The organism is Streptomyces sp. NPDC005496 (assembly GCF_042872045.1).
Lineage (GTDB): Bacteria > Actinomycetota > Actinomycetes > Streptomycetales > Streptomycetaceae > Streptomyces.
Map to the genome: position 1 here is coordinate 231,870 of NZ_JBIAJQ010000012.1, position 24,234 is coordinate 256,103.

Annotated in this window: 20 protein-coding genes, 2 tRNA genes and 2 pseudogenes; 15 read left to right on the forward strand and 9 right to left on the reverse strand. The window is 68.6% G+C overall.

The genetic code is table 11. The features are described from left to right. Positions 1-13 precede the first annotated feature (13 nt). The 5 genes from ACFYQQ_RS32255 to ACFYQQ_RS32275 all read left to right on the forward strand — a co-directional run bounded on the left by ACFYQQ_RS32255 (position 14) and on the right by ACFYQQ_RS32275 (position 6,552). Positions 14-988, forward strand: a complete 975-nt coding sequence (locus ACFYQQ_RS32255; RefSeq protein WP_355788666.1) for a MoxR family ATPase — start codon at positions 14-16, stop codon at positions 986-988. Next, positions 985-3,648, forward strand: coding sequence for an SAV_2336 N-terminal domain-related protein (locus tag ACFYQQ_RS32260; RefSeq protein ID WP_356244429.1), 2,664 nt, complete (start codon positions 985-987; stop codon positions 3,646-3,648). The genes ACFYQQ_RS32255 and ACFYQQ_RS32260 overlap by 4 nt, the downstream gene beginning before the upstream one ends. Before the next feature lie 7 nt (positions 3,649-3,655). After that, on the forward strand, positions 3,656-4,900 hold the full coding sequence (locus tag ACFYQQ_RS32265; protein WP_355792938.1) for an MFS transporter: 1,245 nt from the start codon (positions 3,656-3,658) through the stop codon (positions 4,898-4,900). Between the two features lie 302 nt (positions 4,901-5,202). Then, positions 5,203-5,736: a 2'-5' RNA ligase family protein gene (locus ACFYQQ_RS32270; RefSeq protein ID WP_355792936.1), complete on the forward strand. Its 534-nt coding sequence runs from the start codon at positions 5,203-5,205 to the stop codon at positions 5,734-5,736. Between the two features lie 177 nt (positions 5,737-5,913). After that, positions 5,914-6,552 carry a hypothetical protein gene (locus tag ACFYQQ_RS32275; protein WP_355792934.1) on the forward strand — a complete coding sequence of 213 codons (639 nt, stop codon included), beginning with the start codon at positions 5,914-5,916 and terminating at the stop codon, positions 6,550-6,552. 460 nt (positions 6,553-7,012) lie between these two features. On the opposite strand, the gene ACFYQQ_RS32280 is transcribed toward ACFYQQ_RS32275, so the two are convergent. The 3 genes from ACFYQQ_RS32280 to ACFYQQ_RS32290 form a co-directional block, all read right to left on the reverse strand. Further along, complete coding sequence (locus tag ACFYQQ_RS32280) at positions 7,013-9,337, reverse strand: hypothetical protein (protein WP_356175116.1); 2,325 nt, start codon at positions 9,335-9,337, stop codon at positions 7,013-7,015. Positions 9,338-9,340: 3 nt separating this feature from the next. Next, positions 9,341-9,412 (reverse strand) — tRNA-Pro (locus ACFYQQ_RS32285). Positions 9,413-9,417: 5 nt separating this feature from the next. Then, positions 9,418-9,490 (reverse strand) — tRNA-Arg (locus tag ACFYQQ_RS32290). Positions 9,491-9,818: 328 nt separating this feature from the next. Here ACFYQQ_RS32290 and ACFYQQ_RS32295 point away from each other — a divergent pair. The 4 genes and pseudogenes from ACFYQQ_RS32295 to ACFYQQ_RS32310 all read left to right on the forward strand — a co-directional run bounded on the left by ACFYQQ_RS32295 (position 9,819) and on the right by ACFYQQ_RS32310 (position 14,214). Further along, positions 9,819-10,862 (forward strand): alpha/beta hydrolase, encoded by a 1,044-nt coding sequence (locus ACFYQQ_RS32295; RefSeq protein WP_356175119.1) that lies wholly within the window; start codon positions 9,819-9,821, stop codon positions 10,860-10,862. A 43-nt stretch (positions 10,863-10,905) separates the two neighbouring features. Further along, positions 10,906-12,093, forward strand: a complete 1,188-nt coding sequence (locus ACFYQQ_RS32300) for an acyltransferase (RefSeq protein WP_388906164.1) — start codon at positions 10,906-10,908, stop codon at positions 12,091-12,093. A 49-nt stretch (positions 12,094-12,142) separates the two neighbouring features. Then, positions 12,143-13,543 (forward strand): sensor histidine kinase, encoded by a 1,401-nt coding sequence (locus ACFYQQ_RS32305; RefSeq protein WP_355781810.1) that lies wholly within the window; start codon positions 12,143-12,145, stop codon positions 13,541-13,543. Further along, positions 13,540-14,214 (forward strand): annotated as a pseudogene (locus ACFYQQ_RS32310) (response regulator). Before ACFYQQ_RS32305 ends, ACFYQQ_RS32310 begins: the two are co-directional and overlap by 4 nt. 78 nt (positions 14,215-14,292) lie before the next feature. On the opposite strand, the gene ACFYQQ_RS32315 reads toward ACFYQQ_RS32310, so the two are convergent. Then, positions 14,293-15,276 carry a glycosyltransferase family 2 protein gene (locus tag ACFYQQ_RS32315; RefSeq protein WP_355793779.1) on the reverse strand — a complete coding sequence of 328 codons (984 nt, stop codon included), beginning with the start codon at positions 15,274-15,276 and terminating at the stop codon, positions 14,293-14,295. A gap of 104 nt (positions 15,277-15,380) precedes the next feature. On the opposite strand from ACFYQQ_RS32315, the gene ACFYQQ_RS32320 reads away from it, so the two are divergent. Next, complete coding sequence (locus ACFYQQ_RS32320) at positions 15,381-17,438, forward strand: GtrA family protein (protein ID WP_388906167.1); 2,058 nt, start codon at positions 15,381-15,383, stop codon at positions 17,436-17,438. 116 nt (positions 17,439-17,554) lie between these two features. Here the strand turns inward: ACFYQQ_RS32320 and ACFYQQ_RS32325 are convergent, their stop codons facing one another. Then, positions 17,555-17,959, reverse strand: a complete 405-nt coding sequence (locus ACFYQQ_RS32325) for a type II toxin-antitoxin system PemK/MazF family toxin (RefSeq protein WP_355795208.1) — start codon at positions 17,957-17,959, stop codon at positions 17,555-17,557. A gap of 156 nt (positions 17,960-18,115) precedes the next feature. On the opposite strand from ACFYQQ_RS32325, the gene ACFYQQ_RS32330 reads away from it, so the two are divergent. Then, positions 18,116-18,334 (forward strand): hypothetical protein, encoded by a 219-nt coding sequence (locus ACFYQQ_RS32330; protein ID WP_355795206.1) that lies wholly within the window; start codon positions 18,116-18,118, stop codon positions 18,332-18,334. 185 nt (positions 18,335-18,519) lie between these two features. Here ACFYQQ_RS32330 and ACFYQQ_RS32335 read toward each other — a convergent pair whose 3' ends face one another. Together ACFYQQ_RS32335 and ACFYQQ_RS32340 are read right to left on the reverse strand one after the other, a co-directional pair. Then, complete coding sequence (locus tag ACFYQQ_RS32335) at positions 18,520-19,305, reverse strand: SDR family oxidoreductase (RefSeq protein WP_356175133.1); 786 nt, start codon at positions 19,303-19,305, stop codon at positions 18,520-18,522. Between the two features lie 38 nt (positions 19,306-19,343). Further along, complete coding sequence (locus ACFYQQ_RS32340) at positions 19,344-19,706, reverse strand: nuclear transport factor 2 family protein (RefSeq protein ID WP_355786807.1); 363 nt, start codon at positions 19,704-19,706, stop codon at positions 19,344-19,346. 78 nt (positions 19,707-19,784) lie between these two features. Between ACFYQQ_RS32340 and ACFYQQ_RS32345 the strand changes: the two genes are divergently transcribed. Together ACFYQQ_RS32345 and ACFYQQ_RS32350 are read left to right on the forward strand one after the other, a co-directional pair. Beyond that, complete coding sequence (locus tag ACFYQQ_RS32345) at positions 19,785-20,579, forward strand: MerR family transcriptional regulator (RefSeq protein WP_355786804.1); 795 nt, start codon at positions 19,785-19,787, stop codon at positions 20,577-20,579. Between the two features lie 13 nt (positions 20,580-20,592). Beyond that, positions 20,593-20,750, forward strand: a pseudogene (locus tag ACFYQQ_RS32350) (IS1380 family transposase); the annotation flags it as partial. A 98-nt stretch (positions 20,751-20,848) separates the two neighbouring features. On the opposite strand, the gene ACFYQQ_RS32355 reads toward ACFYQQ_RS32350, so the two are convergent. Then, the gene (locus ACFYQQ_RS32355; RefSeq protein ID WP_355786801.1) at positions 20,849-22,021 is read right to left on the reverse strand and encodes a glycosyltransferase; all 1,173 of its coding nucleotides are present in this window, start codon (positions 22,019-22,021) and stop codon (positions 20,849-20,851) included. A 379-nt stretch (positions 22,022-22,400) separates the two neighbouring features. On the opposite strand from ACFYQQ_RS32355, the gene ACFYQQ_RS32360 reads away from it, so the two are divergent. Continuing rightward, entirely contained in the window at positions 22,401-23,108 is a 708-nt protein-coding gene (locus tag ACFYQQ_RS32360; protein ID WP_355786799.1) for a hypothetical protein, read from the forward strand. A gap of 192 nt (positions 23,109-23,300) precedes the next feature. Here ACFYQQ_RS32360 and ACFYQQ_RS32365 read toward each other — a convergent pair whose 3' ends face one another. Continuing rightward, on the reverse strand, positions 23,301-23,867 hold the full coding sequence (locus tag ACFYQQ_RS32365) for a rhodanese-like domain-containing protein (protein WP_355786795.1): 567 nt from the start codon (positions 23,865-23,867) through the stop codon (positions 23,301-23,303). Positions 23,868-23,944: 77 nt separating this feature from the next. On the opposite strand from ACFYQQ_RS32365, the gene ACFYQQ_RS32370 reads away from it, so the two are divergent. After that, complete coding sequence (locus tag ACFYQQ_RS32370; RefSeq protein ID WP_018845516.1) at positions 23,945-24,226, forward strand: metal-sensitive transcriptional regulator; 282 nt, start codon at positions 23,945-23,947, stop codon at positions 24,224-24,226. The last annotated feature ends 8 nt before the right edge of the window (positions 24,227-24,234 follow it).

Sequence of the window (24,234 nt, forward strand, 5' to 3'; positions counted from 1 at the left end):
AGAGTTCCGATACATGTCCGATAACGTTGACAGTTGGCGGCTGTATCGCGGCACCAGCGAGGTCAGCCAAGAGCCTCCTCGGTTGCCGGCCGCTCCGCCGTGGCGCACGTTCACCACCCGCCGGAAGAGCGCGCCGCTCAGGTATCGGATCGGGACGCGGGAGGCGGACGTGGTCAATGCCGCACTGCATCTGCGACGCCCGCTGCTCGTCACCGGCCGGCCAGGCGCCGGAAAGTCCTCACTTGCCGCCTCGATAGCGCTCGAGCTGGGACTTGGTGACCTGCTCCGCTGGCCGGTGAACAGCAAGACCTCACTGGCTGACGGCCTCTACAAATACGACGCGGTCGGACGGTTGCGCGACACTGGCCGGGCCCGGGAACTGGGCACGATTGCTCCGGAGGTCGGCAGTTACATCAGGCTCGGCCCTCTGGGCACCGCCCTGGCCACCAGCCGTCCCGGCAGACCGCGTGTTCTCCTGATCGACGAAATCGACAAGGGCGACATCGACCTGCCCAACGATCTCCTGGTCGTCTTCGAAGAGGGCTCCTTCGAAATCCCGGAACTCGTCCGTCTTCCCGATGACAGTCCCGATGTCCAGGTCATGCTCGCGGGTAGCAGGCAGAGGTACACGGTCCAGCAGGGAATCGTCAGCTGCACGGAGTTCCCCGTGGTCGTCATGACCAGCAACGGCGAGCGTGATTTCCCCGCTCCATTCCTGCGCCGCTGCGTGCGGCTGGACCTGCAGGAACCAACAGGGGACCAATTGCGGGAAATCGTCCGTGCGCACCTAGGAGAGGAGGGCCTGAGTGCTGCGGAAGACCTGATCGGTACCTTCCTCGAACGGCGGGACCAAGGCCAGATGGCACTGGCCACGGACCAGTTGCTCAACGCCGTCCATCTACGGGTCACCGGCGTGGACCTGGGACGAGAAGGCCTCCTGGCAGCCGTGCTGCGCCCGCTCGAGGAGGCGGGACCCACCCTCGAATGATCGATAGGCTGCACGACGCGCTGGCGCGCGCGGGCATCTTCTTGACGCCTGTAGAACTGGCCGAGGTCCTTTGGCTGGCCATGCGTCTCCCCGAGACAGGACTCGGTCCCGCAGAGGAACACGAAAGTGACTCTCCCGCTCCGCACATGACTGGTTCCGCCGACACTGCGACGGTTTCTACCCTTGACGGGGGCGGCTTTGCCGGGGGATCCGACGTTTTCGGTCCCGGCGGTGACGGCGTGCCGGGCACGACGGGCCACCTCACCAGGCTTCCGGCAGAACGAGCCCTGCCCGCGAGCCTGGCGATCGGCCGCGCACTCAGACAACTCCGACGCCCTACGCCGGCCCAGGGCGACGAGCAGATCGACGACACGAGCACGGTCGAGTTGATCGCCGAGACCGGAGTCCTCGACGCTGTGTTTCTTCCGAAGCATGAACAGTGGCTGGACGTTTCACTGGTGGTGGACGACGGGTTGTCCATGAGGCTGTGGCAGGATACGGCTTCCGAAATGCGTGCCGTCCTGGAAAGAACAAGTGCCTTCCGGCGGATCCGTACGTTTGGCCTCGACACGAGAAGACCGGACGGTCCTGTGCTGCACAGCGCTCCGTTCCGTCCCCTGAGTCCACGAGTCGACCCGCAGTCGCTGTGTTCCCCTGACGGGCGAGGAGCCGTACTCGTCATGTCGGACGGCATCGGGGCGGGATGGCACACAGGTGCGGTCCAGTCCCTCATCCGGTTCTACGCCCGGCGCTGTCCGGTCGCCATCTTGCAGCCCTTGCCCAGACGGCTCTGGGACGGCACCCGGATCGCGACCGAGCTGAAGGTGTTGAGCAGCCCTTTGCCAGGCACAGCGAACATCGCCTTCCGCGTAGACGATCCATGGCTGCCTCCAGAGTTGTCGGAGTTCGGTGGAATCCCCGTCCCAGTGGTGGAACTGCATCCGAGCGCGCTGGCACAGTGGGCCAGGCTCGTGGCCGACGGCTCCCGGACCTCCTGCCGAGTGACCGCAGTGAGCCCTGAGTCAAGCCCCCGGTACCTGCACGACGTGCCGTCGTCCGCTGTCCATTCAGCCGACCTACGCGACCACCTGGCGTTGTTCCGTCGAGCGGCGTCACCCGAAGCTTGGAGGCTGGCCGGCCATCTGGCTGCGATCCGCCCCCTGACGCTCGAACTAATGCGCTTGGTGCAACGTTCCGTGTTCGGCCGGTCCGATCCCGCGCCATTGGCGGAAGTGCTGCTCGGCGGCCTCATGAGGCAGAGCCCTGACCCTGCACGGCACACCGTCACCCACTACGACTACCGGCCAGGAATGCGCGATCTGCTGCTGGAAACCGTGCCGTCGGGTGATCTTCTCAAGACGGCCGAGTTCGTCACCGACACCCTTGGCCTCCCGCAACACGCGACTCGTACGTTTCCAGCAGTCCGCTCCGACCTGACCGGTGAGCTCCAACTGCCGCCTGGTGCATCCGCTTTCGCGGTCACCGCTGAACCACTGATGAGGCATCTCGGACTGACGGCCCGCGGTCCGAACGGCGGAGACGGCGGAGGACGGTCTGTGGAACAGGACTGGCAGCGGCCGGCCGCTGACGCTCCGCTGGACTCCCTCACTGATCACGATCCGGAGCTGGCGGCGCTGGTATCCGCACGTGACTGGCGCGGGGCTGTGTCCCGTGCGGAGCTCGTGCTGGAACAACTTGCCGCCAGCCACGGGGCGCGTAGCCTGCCGGTGTTCGCTGGCCGGCGTGACCTGGCCGAGTGGATCGGCCTGGCGGGAGCACCGCAGTCGGCCTTACGGCTGCTGCGAGAACTTGCTTCTGAGCTGGAGCATGTGCTCGGCCCCGAAGATCTCCGCGTTCTTTCCGTTGCGGTTTCGGCCGCCCACTGGGCCGGTGTCTCCGGGCGTCCCAGGGAAGCGGTCGCCCAACTCACCGCGATCCTCGAAGCGCAAGAACAGGCTCTTGGCCCTGACGACCTCGAATGTCTGAGTACTCGCCGCCGGATGAGCTACTGGACGGGCGTGATCGGCAAGCCCGCGGCGGCTCTGAGTCGCCATCTCGATCTGCTCAGCCGCGAGGAACGACTGCTTCCGCACAACGACCTCATCGTCCTCAACACCCGCGCCAACGTGGTCTCTTGGACCGGACAGATGGGGCGCACGGAGGAGGCGAGGGAACTCTGCGCCCAACTCGTGAGTGACGTCGAGAGCACCGCACCTGAAGATCATCCACTTCGCGCGATCACTGCCTCCGAACTTGCTCACTGGACGGCGGAAGCGGGGGACCCGGTCACCGGGCTCATCGAACTCAAGCGCATCCTGCCCAGACTCTACGAGACGCTGGGTGCCTCACATTCGTATCCGTACGCAACCCGGCAGCGCATCGCCCACTGGACCGGAGTGCTGGGCGACCCGGGGGCCGCCCTGGAACAGATGCGCACGCTGCTCGTCGACGTCTCGGCCGTGCTGACCCCTGAGCACCCGGTGTTCCTCGGCAACCGAATCGAATTCGCCCAGTGGACGGCTGAATCCGGCAACACGGCGGAGGCTCGCGAACTTCTCCACAACCTGCTCCCCGAAGTCTCAGAGATTCTTGGCCCGGAGGCCCCCGAAGCGAAGCGCATCGAAACCCTGCTCGACAGCCTCGGCGATCGCGTCGAGTAAGACGTTCATGTCTCTGGCCAGATCGATCCGAGCCACCACGATCCGGGCGATCGCTGGACTGCCGAGTGCCTTCTGGTGGCTGTGGGCAAGTACCCTGATCAACCGTCTGGGTACCTTCGTCACTCCCTTCCTGACGCTCTACCTGACCACTTATCAAGGCAGGACCGTGGCGTTCGCCGGCCTCATCTCCGCGGTCGTCGGCCTAGGAGGCATGGCGGGTTCGCTGGTCGGCGGTGTCGCAACGGACCGCCTGGGCCCCCGGTGGGTGCTGCTGACGTCTCATGTCGCCACGGCCCTCAGCACCGTGCTCCTCGGGCTCAGTGCCGGCGACGGTCTGCTGGTGAGCTCGGGGTTGCTGGTCGGCCTCTTCTCCGGATCCTCCCGTCCTGCCACCAACGCGATGATGAACGACCTGCTGGACCACCGGGACCGGGTGCGTGCCTTCTCACTCAACTACTGGGCTATGAATCTGGGGTTCGCCGCTTCGGTTCTCTTCGCTGGTGTCGCGGCCGAGTTCGGCTACCGGCTCCTCTTCATCGCCGATGCCGGCGCCACGCTTCTGTGCGCGATGGTTCTGCTGCTCAAGATCCCTGCCCCGCGACGCAAAAGACGCGTCACGATCGGCCCACCGGCCCACGGGTTCGGACGTCTGCTCGCGAACAGGCCCTTCCTTCTGTGCGCCGTGTCGTTCACGATCATCTCCACAGTGCTTCAGCAGATGACCGTCACTCTGCCGCTTGCGATGTCGGCGTCGGGCCTCGCGCCTGCATCCTGCGGAGCGCTCATCGCCCTCAACGGGGTGCTGATCTGCCTTCTACAGGTCCCGGCCGGCCAACTGCTGTCCCACCGATCCCCGTTCGTCCTGCTCACACTCGCGGCCGTCCTCATCGGCATAGGATTCGGGCTCACGGCCTTTGCCTCCTCCGCCGTGTGGTTCGCTCTGACGGTCTCGCTCTGGACCCTCGGCGAGATCATCAGTGGCCCGATGAGCGTGGAGGTCACCGCTCGCTTTGCGGACAAGGAGGCACACGGGCGCTACCAGGGGGTGGCAGCCCTGACCTGGGCTGTCGGCGCCACACTCGCCTCTGTCGCAGGCGGATTCACGTACGACCACTTTGGCCCCACGACTCTGTGGGCCGCCTGCGCCGTGGCGAGCCTCTTGGCAGCCCTCAGCTTCATGGTGCTGCATCGAACCGGTCCGCGCCTTGCCCGTTCGGAAAGCGACCGGAGGTCCGAGCCCTCCTTGACGTGATGCCATGTCGACTCGCCCGTGCCAGGTCACTGAGCAGTCGTGCCGGCATCACCCACCCATTGGTGCGGGTTCACGAACTGCATAGCGGACAGCACGCACATCACGTCGTACGGCTCCGACATGAGCGGACGCCGGACTGCGCCGGCCTGGATCGAATGCAGGCTGACAGGTCGCCTCGTTGCACTTGGCGCGTAGTCGGTCCCAGCCGGTGGTCCTCACGTGCCGCAGCACTGTCGTCCTTGTGCCTTACGACGCGGCCGACGGGCGGCAGAACAACACAGCCGGGCCGGTAGGCTGCGCTGGTGCGAACGGTCGAGCTCCTGTTGGACGAGGCGGCAGATCTGGCGGTCCGGGAGGCTTGGCGGCGTCTGGCGGACGCGGGGCTGCCCAGCCAGGCGCGCCACCGCTCACCGACGAACAGCCCGCACCTCACCCTCGCCACCTGCCCGGAGTTGACCGCTCCGATCCGATGGGAGCTCGCCGAGGTGGCCGCCCAACTGCCGCTGTCGGTGCGCTTCACAGGCGTGGTCCGTTTCGAGCGGCCCACCTCGGTGCTGGCTTGGTCGCTGGACTGCGACCCCCTCCTGGCCGCTCTGCACCGCCGGGTGTGGGAGGCGGTGACCTCGGACAGCCCGTCCGAGACCCTCAATCCCTTCCACGCCCCGGGGCGTTGGAGCCCGCACGTCACCCTCGGCCGGACCCGGCGCGCCGGTGCCTTCGCCGGTCGGCGGGTCCCCGAACTGCTGCCGCCACCGCCGCTGTCGGCCCGGCTCACCACTCTGCGCAGCTACGACACGGAGACGGGCGTCGTGGAGGTGCTGGAACCCCGCCCCTGAAGGTGCCGTTGCGACGTGGGTAACGGATCTCGCCGTGCCGCGCGCGCACCTGTCGGTTGAGAATGACTGGGGGTGACGTCCGACGTCACGAGGCGTCGTCGCCGTACTCGACGAACTGGAGGACACCTTGCCCACCGCCGCAGGTCTCATCGGCCGGCTCGACGGGACCGGTCGCCTATGAACCGCGTCCTCGGCTCCGGGGGACGGCCGTCGCGGCTGCGTTTCGACGGCTGGATCGCAGGCCTCGGTACGGCCTCCGGGACACGCATCGTGCTGGGGCACTGGCCCCGGTCGCCGTTCGGCTCCTTCAGCGACGTGATGCTCGAGCGGTCCGACGGGGAACGACTGCTGCTGGCCCCCACCCATGAGACGGCGGACTTCATCAGCGGGACCTACACCTTCGACACCGTGCAGGTCGTTCCCATCGACGTAAGGGCCGAGGGCGACACCTGGACCGTCGCCGCTGGCTCCCTCCACCTGCGCTTCACCACTGGGCGGCGAGGACCCCTGGGGCTCATGCTGCGCGCGGTGCCCGGTGTGATCAGCCGCCGTCCGGGGTGGAGCGCGCTGACCGACCTGCCCGCGCGTGCGCTGCTGCGCGGTGTACGCACGCGTGGCAGCGCGGGCGGCGGCCGCAGGGAGTGGTACGGAGCCCGTGATCTGCGGCCGATCCGCACGGTGTCGGCGGTCTTCGAGGACGCCGACCTCGGCACGATCGCTCAGGTCGCACCGCCCGTACGGTTCGGGTTCGGCTCGGTGCCACGGTGGCCTGCACTGACTCGGGTCACGACGACAGTGGAACTCGCTCCGGAGTGAGTACGCCCGGTCAGGTACGGGCGCGTCCTCGTCGGGGCAGTCGTCGCAGCCGTAGAGGCGGTCGGCGGAACGGGGAGCGGGGTGGACGGTGAATTGGCTGGACGCCAGGGGAGAAAACGGTCCGATCGGTTGACCTGGCCGCGGACGGCACCCACATCCTCCGCTGGGCGGTGCAAGCCTTGTTCCGAACCTGCGCTGTGGTCCGACGAACTCAAGCCCCGGGGAGGGGGCACCCCGGCACCGGGTGTCGGAGCCGGCGGAGACCCGTGTCGCAGCCGGGTCCTGCACCCGACTCGCCGGGCGCGTACGCGGCGGAGCACGCTGCCGCGCTCGCCGGCGACCGTCCCGTGGTGGAGGCCGCCCGTCTGGTCGGACTCGTCCGCGCATCGACACCGGTGAGTCCGACCAGGCATGGGCAGCGCCGCGCATCCCGGGAAGCGCGGCCCGCGCTCCGGTGGCCTCAGCGTGCCGTCGACACCGGGTCCGGACGCAGCCAGTGTCCGTCCGTGGTCCAGCCGAGGAGCAGGCGCCCGGCGCCCTCGTCCGCCGTGCCGCCCTCGGTGACCTGGCGCAGACCGGTGAGGGCGGGAGCCAGCCGTCCCGCCACATGGCGGGGGTGCCGGGCCAGCTCCTCCGGTAGCGAGGCCAGCACGCGATCCCGCTCGCCGGTGCTGCACAGGGACAGGTAAAACACCATCTGGCGCCAGGCGTAGGCCACGTCCTTGATGGTGCTCAGAGGGCGTGGGTTGCCGTGCACGCGGTCGGTCAGGCGGCACACGGTGACGAAGCAACGGCGGGCCAGGTACGCCCAGCCCACGTCCGGGTCGATGCCGACCCGGTGGACCAGGGTGGCCAGATTGTGCGTGGTGAGGATCTGCGCCTGCTCGATCACCTTGCCGTTCGCGGCCACCGATCCGGTTGCACTCCGCGCCCCGGACGAGCCGCCCTTCGCCCGCGCGACGCACAGCTTCGCGAACCCGGGCGAGGTCCGAGCCCCGTACGACGTCGTAAGCGTCTCGCCGGCCTCGACGATCGCCAAGTTCCGGATGGCCCGGTAGTCGATGGCGTAGTAACGCTCGTAGAGCGAGCCGCCGCCCAGCAGTTCCGCCGCGACCCGCGCCGCGGCGAGGAACTTCGGGCTGAACGTGCCCATGAAGATGTCCGCGGCCAGCTCCTCGACCAGGGGAGCGCCCAGCTCGGCCTGGCGGGCCAGCAAGGACAGCTCACGGATCAGCGGATTGGGCAGGATCGTGCCAGGGAAGGCCTGCACGGCCAGCTCACCGAGCCGCCGAAACGCGACGGCCGACACCGCACCCGCTGCCCCCTCCTCGCGCTGCCCGGCCACGGCCCGTACCCATGGCAGTTCCTCCGCGCGCACCTGGTGCTGGAGGTTGAGCAGCAGCAGTGAACGGCGGCCCGCGAACGCCCGGTGATGGGCGGCCGCCAGCGTACGCAGGGCCGGGTCGGGATAGGCCTGCGCGGTGGTGGCGGCGACGAGTTGCGGTACGAGCTCGGCCAGCACTTCCGCGGAGGGTACGACCCCGCGTTCCACAAGGGTGCTCAACGGCGCGCTCAACGCGGACTCGACGGGCCGCCGGACGCCGGCGGGAATCACCGCACCCGCGGGCAGACCCGTTTCCCCTGCCTCCTCCTCACTCACCTCGGCGACGAGCGGCGCGACCTCGGCGACGCCCGCCTGCTGGTCGAGGTCGGAGAGCCGCCGCAGCACCAGCTGGGCCAGCGCATGGTGCGAGGGCAGCGCCGCCTGCGCGGCCTGCCCCCGGCGCAGTGCGGTGAGCTGGGCGGACCCGGGCAGCCCGCGCCGCCGCACCATGGACGTGACGGCGTGCCGCAGCAACCCGAGCCGGCGCGCGTCCAGTTCCCGTCCGGCGGCGACCTCCTCCAGCGCCCCGCGCATGATGCCCAGGTTCGCCTTGGGCTTGCGGTGCTTGGTGCAGTAGGTGTGGCGTTCGCTCAAGTCGCGGTATCGGCGCAGCAATTCGGCGCCGTGCTCGTGCCAGGCGGCGTCGGGGGTGCGGGTCAGTACCCGGAGCGGCTCTCCGGGGTCGGCGGTCTCCAGCCAGTGGGCGAGGAGTTCGTCGCCGAACGGCTGCCAGACGGCCAGTGCCTCTCGCTGTGTCTCCACCGCCTCGCTGGTCTGCCGTCGCGCGAGGCTTTCACCGGCCTCGGCGACGGTCCGCCGGTGCACCATGCCGGGGTCGGGTGCAGGGCGGGTGGAGGGGCGGGGCGTGAATCGCAGCCGTCCGGCGAACGGGGCGAGTTCCTCGACGAGTCCGATCGCCGCGTCCGTCTCTCCGGCCCGGGCCAGCCAGGCCACCGTGAGCAGAGCGGCTTCCTCGGGGACGGTCACCTCGTACCGTCCGCTGTCCAGGAGTTCGTAGAGCTGTGCCAGCCCGTCCTCGGACACCCAGTAGGCGAAAAGCGCTGCGCGGTCCTGCGGCACCCCGGCGCGGCGCGCGGCCTCGGTCTCGTACCGCGTCATGGGGCCGCCGGCGCTCGGCGCGCCGGTGGCGAAGCCGCCCCGGAGCACCTCGGGGGTCACCCACGCGGGCAGATCCCGTACCGGTGTGCGGGAGCCGATGGTGAGCAGGCCGTTCGCCATGCCCGCCAGGACGGACCGCCACGCACGCTGTCGCTCCCCGGCGCGCCGGCGGGTGTCGGGGTCGTCGTGGGTGAGCGCGGTGCTGAGCGCCCTGGCCAATTGGCCTGAGGCGTAGGCAGGGTTGGCCTCTGCGAAGTGCTGCTGGTCAGCGTCGTCGTTCATAAGCCGACGTGGCGGGTACCGCCCCCGCCCCCTCCGGGTCCCGAGCCCGGTGCTCTGCTGCTGAGCTACACGTCGATGCGCCGACGTGGCAGGTTCCGCCCCTGCGCCCTCCGGGTGAGAAGCCCGGTGCTCTGGCTACTGAGCTACACGTCGATGAGGCCCGACGCTAGACGCCGAACGTGCTTCCGGACAACAGGATTTCGCCCCTGGGCGCCTGAACAGCCCGTAGGTAGTGCGTGCTGTCGTCGCAGTCAGTGCCGTTCCATGCGGGCAAAGTGCAGCGTCTTGATGGTTGCGTCGCCGGCGCATGGTCGCATGACGAACTGTTTCCGGTGCCTCGGACATGCCTGCCGTAGTACCCGTAGTACTTGAGAGCTACCGCGCAGGTGAGCTCCCCGGGGTGACGCGGTCGACGTCCCACGATCCGTAACTTCCCTTCCAGGCAGGCCCGATGAACGGGCGGGCGGGAGGGGGATCGACCATGGGGCTCGAGAAGCGGTCAGTCGAACGAGCGCAGCGGAGACGCGGTGGCGCCGAGTACCGGGAGCGGGTGCAGGGCAAGCGCACCAGGCGCCGGGGCACTTGGCAGCGGGGTCTTCTCGCCGCACTGATCACGGGTGCCCTGGTGGTCCCTCTCGCCGCTGCCGCGCGGCCGGAGATCCCGGCGCCGGACCCCGCGGTCCTCGGCCAGGTCACGGCGGCGACCCTGGACGAGGTCTTCGCTGCCAATCGGGCCAACGCCGCCGAGGCTTCTCGTATGGCCGCTGCCCATGGGGACACGCACCGTGCGGCCGCGGAGCGTTCCATGGCCGGTCCGTCCCGTCGTCTTCTCGCCTTCGACGGCCGCGGTCCGGGACGGGTGATCGAGGTCTTCGGTGACCTCGCCCGCGCCGACCGCATCGCGGTCCTGGTCCCGGGTTCCGACACGAGCCTCGACACGTACACACGCTTTCGAGCGGGAGCCCTGACCCTGAGGGATCAACTCACGCGGGAGACTGGAGGAAGTGATGTCGTCGCGGTCGTGGCCTGGCTCGGCTACCGGACTCCCGGCACGGTCAGCGTCGACGTCCTCACGGACGGGCTTGCCGAGCAGTCCGCACCTCATCTGCGTGTCTTCGTGGGGGAGTTGCGGGATGTCGCGGGCGAGGACGTCCACGTCGCGCTGCTCTGCCACTCCTACGGGTCGGTCGTCTGCGGCCGTGCCGCACCCGGTCTGGAGGTGGACGACATCGCGCTGCTCGGCAGTCCCGGCACCGGAGCGGACTCCGCTGCCGCCCTGCGTACGTCGGCTCGGATCTGGGCTGCCCGTGGCGCTGAGGACTGGATCGCCGACGTACCGCACGTGAAGGCCGGCTTCTTCGGCATGAGCGTCGGATTCGGCACGGATCCGGTGTCACCGGCCTTCGGCGCACGCGTCTTCGAGGCACGTGGCGGTCACAGCGACTACTTCGCTCCCGGTTCGGCGTCGCTCGCCGGCCTCGCCGGAATCACCCTCGGACGGATCTCGGCGGTGCCCCGTGCTTGAGGTGAAAGTGCGCGACGCTTGGCGCTCCGTGCACCGAGGTGCCGTGCGCATCGACGCCGGGACACCTGCGGAGCGGGACCGCGCCGTCGACGCCTTGCGCGCGCTCGCCGTCCTCGGAGTGGTCCTGGGGCACTGGCTGGTGACCGCTCTGGTCGCGGACGGCGGAACGCTTCACGCGGACAGCCCGCTGCGGCATCTGCCCGTCCTTGCCCCGATCTCCTGGGCCTTTCAGACGCTCGCGGTCTTTTTCCTGGTCGGCGGCCAGGTCGCGAGCCGTGGTCTTGTCGCGGCGCGGGCCCGTGGCATGACGTACCGGCGCTGGCTCGCCGCCCGCATGTCACGACTCTTCAAGCCGGTCGCCGCGGTCATCGCCCTGTGGTCGGTGACCGCGGCCTGTCTGGCCTTCGCGGACGTGGAGTTCATGACCGTCCGCACGCTGGTCAAACTGGCCCTCTCACCCTTGTGGTTCCTCTTGGTGTTCGCCGCGCTGACAGCGGCGACCCCACTGCTGAACCGGCTCACCCCCCTTTGGCCGCTGGCGGTCGTCCTCCATGTGGACCTCTTTCGTTTCGGCCTGGGCGGCCCGTCCTGGCTCGGCTGGGTGAACGTAGTGGCCGGCTGGATGGTGCCCTACACCCTGGGTGCCGCCTGGAGTCGCGGGGAGCTGGACCGGCTGCGTGCGGGCTGGGCGCTGTTCATCGGTGGGGCGGTGGCGACCGCCGTACTGGTGGCGTGGGCGGGTTACCCGGCGTCGATGGTGGGGGTGCCGGGAGCGTCGGTGTCGAACCTGAACCCGCCGAGTCTGGCCGCCGTCACCTTCGGTCTGGCCCAGTGTGGTCTCGCCCTGTTGTCGTGCGGTGCCCTGCGACGGGCCATGTGTCGGCCGACGGCCTGGGCCGCGGTGGCGCTGGTCAACCTCTACGCCATGACGATCTTCCTCTGGCACCAGACGGCCTTGATGGTGACCACGGCCGTACTTCTCCCCCCAGGCCCCCTGCCGGGGCTGCACACCTCACCCGACGGCTGGGTATGGATCGCGGGCCGACTGGCGTGGCTGCCACTCTTCGCCCTGGCCCTCACGCTGTGCTGGACGGCCTTCCGCCACGTCGAGCAGGGTGTACGCAGGCGCTCGTCGGCCTCGGGTCCGCCGGTGGAATTCGGGTCGAGCCGGGTGGTGCGAGTGCACCGCGCCCCGAGCCGGGACACGGCAGAGGGAGGGCGACGTGCATAGGGTGTCACAGCACGGGGCGGGGGACGGAGGGCCAGACGTGTCCGGGAGCTTGACGAAGCGTTGGCTGCGGGTGCTGCGTGGTGATCTGCTGACCGTCCGCGCGGATCCGTTGCCGGTCTCCCTGTGGTTGCGCTGGCTGCCCCACGGGGTTGTGTGCCTGACGGCATTCGTCATCGCGGTCGGCGCACTCCAGCAACTCCTGGACTGGGGCCTGACCGCCCTCGCCTACCCGATCGCCCTCGCCCAGGGCGGTGCGGTGGTCCTGGCACTGTGGCGGCCCGTGCCGGCGTGGTGGCTTTCGATCGCCGGCACGGTGGCGGGTGCCGTTGCCTTGCAGGACTGGATGGGCGTCGTCGAGCCAGGGCAGCCGGTCTCGTTGTGGACCACGACCGGCGTCACAGCCCACGTGCTCGTTCTCCTTCTGCTCGCTCTGCGGGTGCCCACCCGAGTGTCCGCCGAGGTACTGGTCCTGACCGCTCTGGTGACGTACGTCCTCCAACGCCCCCTGAGTGTGAGGGACTCCGGAAGCGCCGGGACGGTGACAGTTCTGCTGTCAGCGGTCGTCGTGGTCCTGGGAATGGCCCTGCGCGGCCGTCGCGAGGCACGCAGTGAACTGGTCCGGCAAAGCACCCTCACCGCCGAGGAACGGGCCCGGCGCACACTGCTGGAGGAGCGCAGCCGCATCGCCCGCGAACTGCACGACGTGGTCGCCCACCACATGTCGGTCATCTCCATCCAGGCCCAGGTCGCCCCGCACCTGGCGGAGAACCCGTCCGAGGAGTTGAAGGAGAATCTCGCCGGGATCCGGCAGAACGCCCTGGAGGCACTCGCGGAACTGCGCCGCGTGCTCGGTGTCCTGCGTTCGGAGGACCCGGACGACCCGTACGGTCTCGGCGTGTCCGGCGCCGGATCTTCGCCCAATGCGCCGCAGCCCACGCTCGAGCGGCTAGACGCCCTCATCGACAACACCCGCGCCGCCGGTCTCGTCGTCACCCAGGACATCGAGGGTGAGGCACCCGTCTACTCGCCCGGTCTGGAGTTGTCCGCGTACCGGATCGTCCAGGAGGCACTCAGCAACGCCCTACGGCACGCGCCGGGTTCCGCCGTGTGTGTCGAGATCCATCACCTGCGTCAGGGCCTGCATCTGGGAATCGTCAACTCCCGCCCCCGTCAGCCCACTCCACCGTCCTCGGGAACAGGACACGGACTGCTGGGCATGCGGGAACGAGCGGCCATGCTCGGCGGTCACGTCACCGCCACGCGAACCCGAGACGGCGGATTCGCCGTCACCGCTTTCCTCCCTCGAGACGCCCACACAGGCGGCATCGCGGGACCAGCCGCTCCCGTTGACCCCTCCGGGCCCTACGCCTCCGACAGACACCATCAACCGCACGGCCCCGCTTCGCCGCCACCAGTCCCCGCCCCCGCACCAGGAGACGACACACCATGACGAGCGGCACCATCCGCGTACTCATCGCCGACGACCAGCACATGGTCCGGCAAGGCTTCACCGTGCTGCTCAACACCAAGCCGGGCATCGAGGTGATCGGGCAGGCCGTGGACGGCCGGGACGCCATCTCCAAGGTCGCCGAACTCGCGCCGGATGTCGTCCTCATGGACATCCGCATGCCCGAACTCGACGGCATCGAGGCCACGCGTCACATCACCGGCGCGAGCCCCGACATCAGAGTGCTCGTGCTGACCACCTTCGATCTGGACGAGTACGTGTACGAGGCGCTGCGCGCGGGAGCGTCAGGGTTCCTTCTCAAGGACGCCTCGGCCGACCAACTGGCCGAGGCGGTGCGTGTGGTGGCCGCAGGTGAGGCGCTGCTGGCCCCGGGCATCACCCGCCGGCTCATCGCCGAGTTCTCCCGCCTGGACAGCAGACCACGCGTTCCGCTCAAGGAGCGGACAGGTGGACTGACCGAGCGGGAGACAGAGGTGCTCTGCCTGATCGCGCAAGGGCTGTCCAACGCGGAGATCGCGGGGCGCCTGGTCGTGGCCGAGTAGACCGTCAAGACCCATGTGGGCCGGGTCCTGGTCAAGCTGGCGCTTCGGGATCGCACGCAGGCGGCTGTGTTCGCGTACGAGTCGGGACTGGTTCGCCCCACGGGTTACTGAGGCGGGAGCAGGGCCGAGGCCCCCGGTAAGACGGCGTAGCGTGCCTTCGAAGTACCCGACGTGGAACAGCGGTTGATCTCAGGGCCTGATGACCCGGCTGGAGGTGGGGTCCGTGAGTGTCACGGGTACGAAGTCCTCGCTGCGGCAGGGGGCCAGGTATCCGAGGTGCGCGAGGCTGGCCTGTTCCTGGCGCATGTGCTTGAACGATTCCAGGATGTAGCCGACGAGCAGGACGAGAACCGCGATGATCATGATCGCTGCGGCGAGAACGGCGGTGGGCAGTCGCGGCACGGTTCCGGTCCGGGTGAACTCGACGACGACCGGCAGGCCCAGGGCGAGGGCGGCGACGGTGAGGAGGCCGGCGATGATGGCGTGGAACTGGGAGGGACGCTGTCTGCGCGCCAGACCCAGAATGAGCTTCAGGATGCGCCAACCGTCGCGGTAGGTGCGGAGCTTGCTGACACTGCCCGCGGGGCGGTCCTTGAAGCCCACCTCCAACTCGACGGTCGGAAGCCTCAGGCTGAGTGCGTGGACCGTCATCTCGGTCTCGGTCTCGAACTCGCGCGACAGAGCGGGGAAGGACTTGACGAAGCGGCGGGAGAAGACGCGGTAGCCGCTCAGCATGTCGCTGACGTCGTTGCCGAACAGGGTGCGGACGGCGCCGGTGAGCATTCTGTTGCCGACCGCGTGACCTGCCCGGTACGCGGTCTCCACGCTCTCGCGGCGGGCACCGACGACCTGGTCGTAGGGGCCCTCGAAGAGCAGGTCGACCATCTCGCGGGCGCGGGAGGCGTCGTAGGTGTCGTCGCCGTCGATGATGAGGAGCGCGTCGGCCTCGACGTCGGCGAAGGCGCGGCGGATGACGTTGCCCTTGCCCTTGCGCGGTTCGTGTCGCACCACCGCGCCCGCGGCGTGGGCCTCGGCGACGGTGTTGTCGGTGGAGGCGTTGTCGTAGACGTAGATGATCGCCTCGGGGAGGGAGGCGCGCAGGTCGCGCACCACTTTCCCGACAGCTGCCTCCTCGTTGTAACAGGGCACGACGCACGCAACGCTGGGATTCATGGGTCTGTCCTCGGCCTCTGTGTCGCCCCTGGTGCCGGTTGATGCGCCCTCACGAACGACAGTCAGATTTGGTAGCTTTTGTGGCATACGTTACCTTCAGCGTCATGCTGGAGCCGACGGCCTGGATTCGACGTTCACCCGCATGGTTGCGGACCATTTGGAGAGAGGTCGCGGCGTTCGGCACCGTGGGCGCGCTCGCGTTCGTGGTGGAGACGGCGAGTTTCAATGTGCTCGCGTTCGGCCCACCGGGTGACGGCCCGCTGCACGCCGCACCGGTCGGCGCCTCGGCCATCGCCACCGTGCTGGCCATGCTGGTGAGCTGGTTCGGGAACCGGTACTGGACCTACCGCGACCGCAAGGGTCCGGTCCGTCCGCGTGAAGTGGCCTGGTTCATCGGGGTCAACCTCCTCGGCCTCGTGATCACGGCGGCCCCCCTGTACGTGGCGCACCAACTGTCCGACCACTCCTCGGCCTTGAGCGACAACGCCGCCCGCCTGGTCGGATGGGCTGCGGCAACCTTCGTCCGCTTCACCGTCTACCGAGGACTCGTCTTCACCCCGTCTCGAAAGGACTCCTCAGACGTGCTCTCGACGAGTCCCCGCGGAACGGGAGTGTGGCGGGACGACCGGTTCTGGCCGGCGGTCCTGGCCCTGACGGCCGCGGTGTGCGGTTGTCTCGTCTCCACTGCCTTCCACCCCGGATTCCTCACCGCCGACAGCGTCGAACAGCTGCTCCAGGCCGAGGGCGCACGGCCGGTGACCGACTGGCATCCGCCGGTCATGGCACTGCTGTGGCGCACCCTCATCGACACCACCGGCGCACTCTCGGCGATGGCGGCCCTCCAGACCGGCGTGCTCTGGGCGACCGTGTGGGTGCTTGCCGTCGCCCTGTGGAAGCGGACCGGAAGTCGTCCGCTGTCGCTGCTCATGCTGGGATTCGGCCTCGCGCCGCACATCGTCACCTTCACCGGCGTGGTGTGGAAGGACGTCCACATGGCCTACGCGCTGCTCGCCGTGTGCGCGATCGCCCTCTTCGCGCGCGAGTTGCCGCCGGGACACGACCGGGCACGCTGGGCCTTGCTGGTACTGGGACTGCTCTTCCTGGCGTACGCGATCCTGGTCCGGAAGAACGCCCTGGCGGCTGCCCTCCCTCTCCTTCCCATGCTGGTCCTCGCCCTGTGGCCCGCGCCCGGCCGGCGCCGATGGCTGATCACCGTCGCCTCCGTGCTCGCCTTCACCGTGGTCGGCAGCGTGGCGGTCTCTTCCGCCACCCACCCCCTGGCCGTCCGCCAGTACGCACAGATCCCGCTGGACGACCTGATCCACGTCCTCGATTCGCAAGAGGTACGGTCCGCCGCCGAGCAGGCCGGTGCCTCCCCGTCGTTCCGCGACGACCTCGTCACTACGGCGCAGAACTGCCGGACGAGGAAGATCCTCTGGGACGCGTACTTCACGTGCTACCCGCACAAGCCCGGCTACCGGGACGCCATCGGACCGCACTTCACGGCCGACGAGGCGGACGTGCTGGTGAAGATGTGGGTCCAGCACATGCCCCACCATGCCTCCGGCTATGTGCACTACCGCACCCGAACCTTTGCCCGCTTGCTCTTCGAGGGCAACCTGCGTTACGCGGGCGGCGTCTTCGAGGGCACGCCGGAGAATGTCCGCGTCGACCCGTCGCTCGACGCGCTCATGAGGTCGTACGTATTGGGGTTCGCCCACGATGTGCCGTGGCTGTTCCAGGCATGGTTCTGGCTGGTCGTCGCCCTGGCACTCACGTTCCGCCGTCGCTGGCCGGGGCCCTGGTCCCGAGAACTACGGCTCCTCGGGCTGAGTTCCGTGCTCTACATCGCGTCGTACCTGCCGACCGCCCCGCAGGCCAACTACCGCTACGTGTACTGGCCCGCTTCAGCCGGAACTCTCGCCCTCATCCTGATCGCGGCAGACGCGGTCACCCGGCGCAAGGCCGGCCACCTCGCCGGGCAGGAGCACGAGCAGGACCCAGCGCAGCGAGAGGGGGAACGGCACCGAGGCTCCGCACGCCAGGCGCCCAGCCCCTCCGGCGGCCCCGGAGGCACGCCGCCGTGCGGTTCGCCGGCACCGCCCGTGGAGAGCGACCTCGTCACCGGCGCGGGGGAGGGGCCTGCGCACACCGCCGGTTGACTGGTACTCCAGTCGTAGCTCGTGATCTTGCTGGTGTGGAACGCCGCGGAGATGGCCGGCGTTGATGATCTGGACGAGATTGCCCACACCATCGGCGGCGCCCGTCCCTTGCCCGCTTACTCCAGTCCACCGAGGCGGAGGGCATCCCTCATCTCATTGAGCTTCGCGGCTGCCGTCGCGCTCCACTCCTGCGGGCGTCCAGCAACACGGAGGGCGTCCTCAACCTCCCTTAGCTTCACGGAGGACAGCACGCCTGCCCGCTCGACCAGGTCGTCCCCGGACACGTTGGTCAGCCACGTGCAAGGGGTGAAGCCTGGACGCGGGAACGCGAACCGCAGCACGCCTTCGAAGGGCAGCCCCTCCGTGGCGCCCACGGCCACTTCGATGCCCAGACCGCTGATGTCGACGCCCGCCGGAGCGACGACCTGCATCGCCCGGAGCCCGGACGCCTCGTCTCCCCGCAGCAGCACGACCGGCCGTCGCTCATCAAACTCGACCCACCAGACTTCGCCGTGTTGCATATGTCCTCCTGGCACGATCTGCGGTGAGGGCCCTGTGAAAACGCGTGCGGCCACCGTTGATCATCGGTGTGTGGAGACTGAAGATTTGTCTCGGGTGCGATCCTGCCGGTCGATGGTGGCTGGCTCGCGACTTTCTGAGTGACACACGCTGCAGCGTTGGGTGAGATCTACTCACCCGGCACTGCAGCGTTCCTGCAGTATGACGAGCATCGCCGGGCCGCGGCCACCCATCTGGGTGTCCCGGGGGGTGAAGTCCGGGACGGATCCAACGGCACCGACCACCGCAGCCACACTGAGCAGACGATGAATGTCGCGTGGCCGATGCGGCCCGCCATTTTGTGGGTCAACCTGAGCGCTCGACACGCAAACTGGTGACACGCAGCCGGTCTGCAGACGCGCGGTGCGATCCCGACGACTAGGCGAGCGCCGGAAGCGCGTCGACGGCGCCGTCGACGCGCTTCTCGGTGTGCAGCAGCGTCTGAGAGTTCTCCTTGCGAAGGAGCGGGTCCCGCCGTCGGATCGAGCTGTTCACGAGTGGCTGCTCGCAGCCGGTGTCCGGCTCAGACGGTCGGGACGGTGCCGCCGTCGATCACGTACTCGGCTCCTACGATTGCCGAGGCGCGGTCCGAGACCAGGAACCCGACCAGGTCCGCGATTTCCTCGGGGTTCGCGAATCGTCCCAGGGGTACTCCGCCGAGGGAGTCGTAGATGGTCTGCTTGGCTGCTTCACGTGTGAGTCCGTTGCCCTCGGCGATCCGGTCCACGAATCTTTCGTAGGCCTCGGTCTCGATTCCGCCGGGGCTGATTGCGTTGACGCGTACGCCGCGCGGCGCGAGCTCATTGGCGAGTCCCTTGCTGTATGTGCGCAGCGCGGCCTTCGCTGCTGCGTAGGCCAAGGACGCGTCGTATTGGGGCAGCTCGCGCTGGATCGAGGTGAAGTGCAGCACCACGCCTGACCCGGACGCGATCATTGCCGGGAGAAGAGCTCGATCCAGCCGCACCGCTCCAAGGAGGTTGAGGTTCAGCTCGGTGAGCCACTGGTCATTGGTGATGGCCGCGAATCCACCAGCCGGCGTCGACGCCCCTCCCACAACGTGCACCAGGATGTCGAGTGCGCCGGCCTCAGCGATGCGAGCGGCCACGGCGTTGGTGCCCTCTACCGTCAACACGTCCGCTGCGATGAAGCGTTCAGGGCGCTCGTACCCGTCGGGCATCGTTCGCGCCGTCGCGTACACGTCGGCACCCATCTCTCGCAGTCTCTCTACGACGGCCTTGCCCGAGCCCTTCGATCCGCCCGTGACCAGCGCCCGGCGTCCGTCGAGACGATCGCGATCTGAACTAGACATTTCTCTCTCCACTGAAGACCGAGGTGAGGCGGGTGCGGTCAGGCTGGGTGGTTGGCGATGACGAGTTCGGCGATGAGGTCATCCCGCAACGCGAACCGGTAGTCGAGCTCGGCGACGCCACCCGGGAAAGTGCCCTCGAGCCGCACGGTTGCCACCCAGTGGGTGTCATCGACGCGGTGAGCGCCGATCTGCTCGGTCGTGTATTCGAACTCGGACCCGGCGTCCCGCAGGAACGCGCGGGCCTCCTCTCGGCCGCGGAAGGTCTCACCTTGGTCGACGACCACCGCATCCTCGGCGAGGAACGACGAGGCGGATTCGGCGTCGCGGACGACGTGGGCGGCGAAGAACTCGCGCACGGTGGTCGGGAGCAGATCGGACGGGGAATCGGTGTGCTGTGTCATGAGCCCACCGTGTGACCTCACGGGGCGGGAGGGTCAAGTCGTGGACTCTCCCCCAGGGAGAAGGTTCAGAATGAGGGGATGCTGACCATCGGAGAGTTCTCGCGGCTGACCCACTTGAGCGTACGGACCCTGCGTCGGTATCACGAGGTGGCCTTGCTGGAACCCGCCGTGGTGGACGAGACCACTGGTTACCGCTACTACGGCGTCGACCAGATCCCGACCGCGCAGGTCATCCACCGGCTCCGCGAGCTCGACGTCCCCCTGAGCGATGTGCAGCGGATCCTGCGGACCCCCGACCCCGGTGTCCGGGCGGCCCTGGTCACGGACCACCTGCAACGCCTCGAGGACGAGCTCGACCGCACCCGGGCCGCGGTCGTGTCGCTGCGCCGGCTGCTCCGGCCCGACCCCGCGCCGATCGACGTCGAGCTGCGTGCGGAGCCCGCCCGGACGGTCGCGGCGGTGGAGGCCGTAGTCGGTCACCGCGACATCGCGACCTGGTACGCAGGCGCGATGGCCGAATTGGAGGCGGCGGTCGGCGCCGCCGTGACCGGACCGCCGGGCGGCAGCTATGACAACGCCCTTTTCGAGCAGGAGCGCGGTCACGCGGTCGTCTACCTGCCGACCGCTGCGCCACCTCGCACCGGACGCGTGCACCCCACGGTTCTGCCGGCGGCGGAACTGGCCGTCACCACCCACATCGGCGAGCACGACGGCATCGAGGTCACGTACGGCGAACTCGGGACCTGGGTGGTGGAGAACGCGATGTCGGTGGCCGGGCCGGTGCGGGAGGTCTACGTTGTCGGCCCCCGTGACACAAGCGATCCAGCTGCGTGGCGCACCGAGATCGGCTGGCCGGTCTTTCGTGTCACCTGAAGGGGTCAGTGCGGGGAAGATCCTCCTGGACGTGCACTGGCGGTTGCGTTGGCCGGCGACTGCCTGGCCGATGTCGGCATGCTGCGGAGGGCCGAGCCCGCCGTGTTCGGGCCGGTCGCCTCAGACCCGACGGTCTCCCGCCTCATCGACACCCTCGCAGCCTCCGGAGAGACACTGCGGGCGGGTGCGCCGCCGCGGCGATCGGCCTTCGCCCCCGGCACGAAAACGGTCCACCGACTCCGTCGGCGGACCGTCACGAAACTTCGAGGCTAGGAGTACAGCAGGGCGAAAAGGGATTCCCACCGGCCCACCACTCGCTCAGGTGAGAACCGGTGGATATTCCTTCGTGCCTGTTCGCCCATTCGGTCTCGCAGGTCCTGGTCGCAGATCATCCTGTCGAGGTGCTGCGCGAACGCCCGGGTGTTCCCTGCGGGAGCGATGAGACCGTCTTCTTCGTGCGTGATGATCTCCCGCACTCCCGGACTGGCGTCGAACGCCACACACGGCACCGCGGTCGCCATCGCCTCCATGGGCGCCAGGGGAAATCCTTCACCTCGGGAGGAAAGCGCGAAGACCGAGCTTTCGCGCAGCGCCCCGAGCACGTTGTCGGTCCGGCCCTTCCATTCCACCGAAGCGGCGATCCCCAGGTGCGCCGCCTGCTTCTTCAGGGCCTCTTCCTCCGGACCCGAGCCATAGATCGACAGCGTCCAGGAAGGGTGGTCCGAGGCGATCTCGGCCCAGGAGTCGAGAAGGAGGTCCACGCCCTTCTCCTCGTGCAGCCGGCCGATGCTGACCACACGCTTCTCGGTCCGCTCAGACGGGGTGTCAGGAAGGAAGGGAAGCGGGTTCGGCATGCTGCCCACATTGTTCAGACCCTGGCCGATCCAGAGATCGGCGTCCTCACGAGTGAGCGCCAGCATCCGGTCCACGTCCTTGTAGAACCGCTGGACCCGACGGAAGCGGGAGGACCTGCGACAGGTCTCGAACGACTCGTGAGTCATGCCGACGACCGGCAGCCCGCGCGTATCGGCAAGCGCCACCCACTCCATGGCCCAGACCTGGGTCACGATGATCACCGCGCCGGGGCCGGCTGTGCGAAACAGTGCGCTGAGCTTGGCCGACTGCTCACGCATGCCCGCGGCCCGTGCCGCCTCTTGCAGCCGCTCGCCCGGGTGGAGGACACGGGTCAGCCCTCGCCGCGGGGCGGGACCGGCCGGATGGACGTCGTACAGCGTGACAGTGGTGTACGGCAGGCTTTCACCCAGGTCGGCCCGCTGATCCTCGGGAGCGGGAACGACTCCGACCACATGCACGGTGTGGCCCCGCTGCGAGAACAGGCGAGCCATCTGATGGGTCCAAGTGGTGACGCCCCCGATCTCATCCACGTTGTTGGAAACGAAGAAGATTTCACGGGCGGACGTCGTACCGTGCACTTCCGTCATTCCTGATCCTGTCTCGTAGAAAGAAGTCCGCGAAAGGGCGAACCGCGGCGGATCTTTCGCGCGATAAGACTTTCATGGTGACCTCGATCGCGCGCCCCGAGGCGTAGGCGCACCGGGTACTTGAATGACCGCCCGTCGGCAGTGGGCCTGCGCCGCCGCCCCGAGTTCCGTCGGCCGGCCCAGCACGCCCTGCGCCGTGGCGGACTCGTGACGTGGGTGACGCGCAGGACGCGGCATATCCGGAATGCCAGGTACCGCGTGTTGTGGGTGGCCGGTGGGGAAGACGGTTGGTCCACGCCGTGATCATCGGGATCAGGCGCTGACTGAGGGCGCGAGTACGGCTCTCGGGGGAGTGAGTGCGATGCGAGGAACGGGACGGTTGGCAGCCGCGGTGACGACGGGCGTATGTGCGTTGAGCCTGGTGGCATGTGGCGGAGGGGATGAGGAGGCCTTCAAGGGAAAGTCCGCCGATGAGGTGGCCGATGAGGCGGTCAAGGCGACTCGGCAGGCCGACTCCATGCGCCTCAAAGGCAACGTGCGTCAGGAGGGTGGTCAGTTACTGGCGCTCGATATCGCGGTCGACAGCGAGAAGAACTGCGAGGGGACGCTCACGCAGCAGGGTGCCAGGGCGGAGGTGCGGCACACGGAGGCGACGCTGTATCTCAAGGGCGACGAGGAGTACTGGCGCAACAGCCTGAAGCGTGAGGACGGCGCGGACAAGATGGTGTCCAAGGTCGCCGACAAATGGGTGAAGGTGCCCGCCGGGGATGACCAGTTGAGCGGGCTGTGTGACAAGCAGGGCTTGCTGGCCGCGCTGGACGAGGACAAGTCGGAGCGCAAGGGCATGTCCAAGGAAGGCAGTACGTCGGTGGACGGCACCCCGGCGGTGAAGCTGGAAAAGAAGTCGGGCGGCAAGACGTGGACGCTTTACGTGGCGTCCGAGGGGAAGCCCTACATTCTGAAGGCGACCACGACGGGCGGTTCCAAGCCTGAGTCGACGACGTTCAGCGACTACAACAAGCCCGTCAAGCCCGAACAGCCGTCTGCCGGAGACACGGTGGACCTCAAGCAACTCGCTGCTCAGTAGCCGGCAAGGATCGGATGCCGTCAAGGGTCGGCGGCTCCAGGCCCGTGTGTCCACACCGTAGAACGGGTGGGCACACGGGCCCCGTTTTGAACGAGCGATCCGTGATCCCCAGACGTACTCGGAGCTCATGACCTACGAGTGCCCTGTGAGGTTGTCGTTCGCAAGGCGTCGCCGTTAGTCGGTGGCCAGGGGTCAGCCGGTCAGGGCCGCGAGGGTGTCGTCCAGGTCGGTGGCCCTCGGCTGGTTGTGGGGGAGCTTGGCCAGGATCTTGGCCATGCCGCACCTGTTGGTGAGGGCGGAGAAGACCAGGCCGCCGGCGACGCCCGCGGAGAGCCAGTGGGCGGTACTCCATCGTCGTCCGGCGATCAGGCCCATGAGGACGAGGGATCCGGCGGCGAGACGGACTTGACGGTCCATGGCCCAGGGGGCGTTGGTGCCGGCCGGGCGATGGGTGTCGTGGCCCAGCTGCGTCCAAGCCGTGGTGCCGCCGGCGAGGGTGGCGGCGGTGACGCCTTGGTCGGCAAGACGCCGGCAGGCTTGGGTGGAGCGGGTCCCGGAGGCGCACACGATGAGAAGGTCGCCGCGGTCCGCGGCGGTCTTGAGGGCGGGCAGGGCGGCACCGAGGCGGTCGAGGGGGATGTTGTGGGCGCCGGGGAGGTGGCCGGAGGCGTATTCGCCGGGGGTGCGCACGTCGATGACGGTCAGCTGGTGGAGGCGGGCGTTGGCCTGGTCGGCGGTGAGGGAGGTGGTGGTGGCCACGCGGGATTTTCCTTTGCTTGGTCCGGGTTACCCCTTCTGTAGGATACCCAAGGGGGTATCTCGAAGGAGTGTGGGTTGTGGAACTGGCGATGGCGGCCGAGGAACTGAAGACGGTGGTCAACCGGCTGCGCCGGGCGCAGGGTCAGATCGCCGGTGTGATCAAGATGATCGAGGAGGGGCGGGACTGCGAGGACGTCGTGACCCAGCTCGCCGCGGCGTCCCGGGCTCTGGACAAGGCCGGTTTCGCGATCATCGCCACGGGTCTGCAGCACTGCCTGACCGACGCGGACATGGCGGCCTCCGGCGACCGGGAGCAGATGCGCGCACGGCTGGAGAAGCTGTTCCTGTCCCTGGCCTGAGCTTGGTG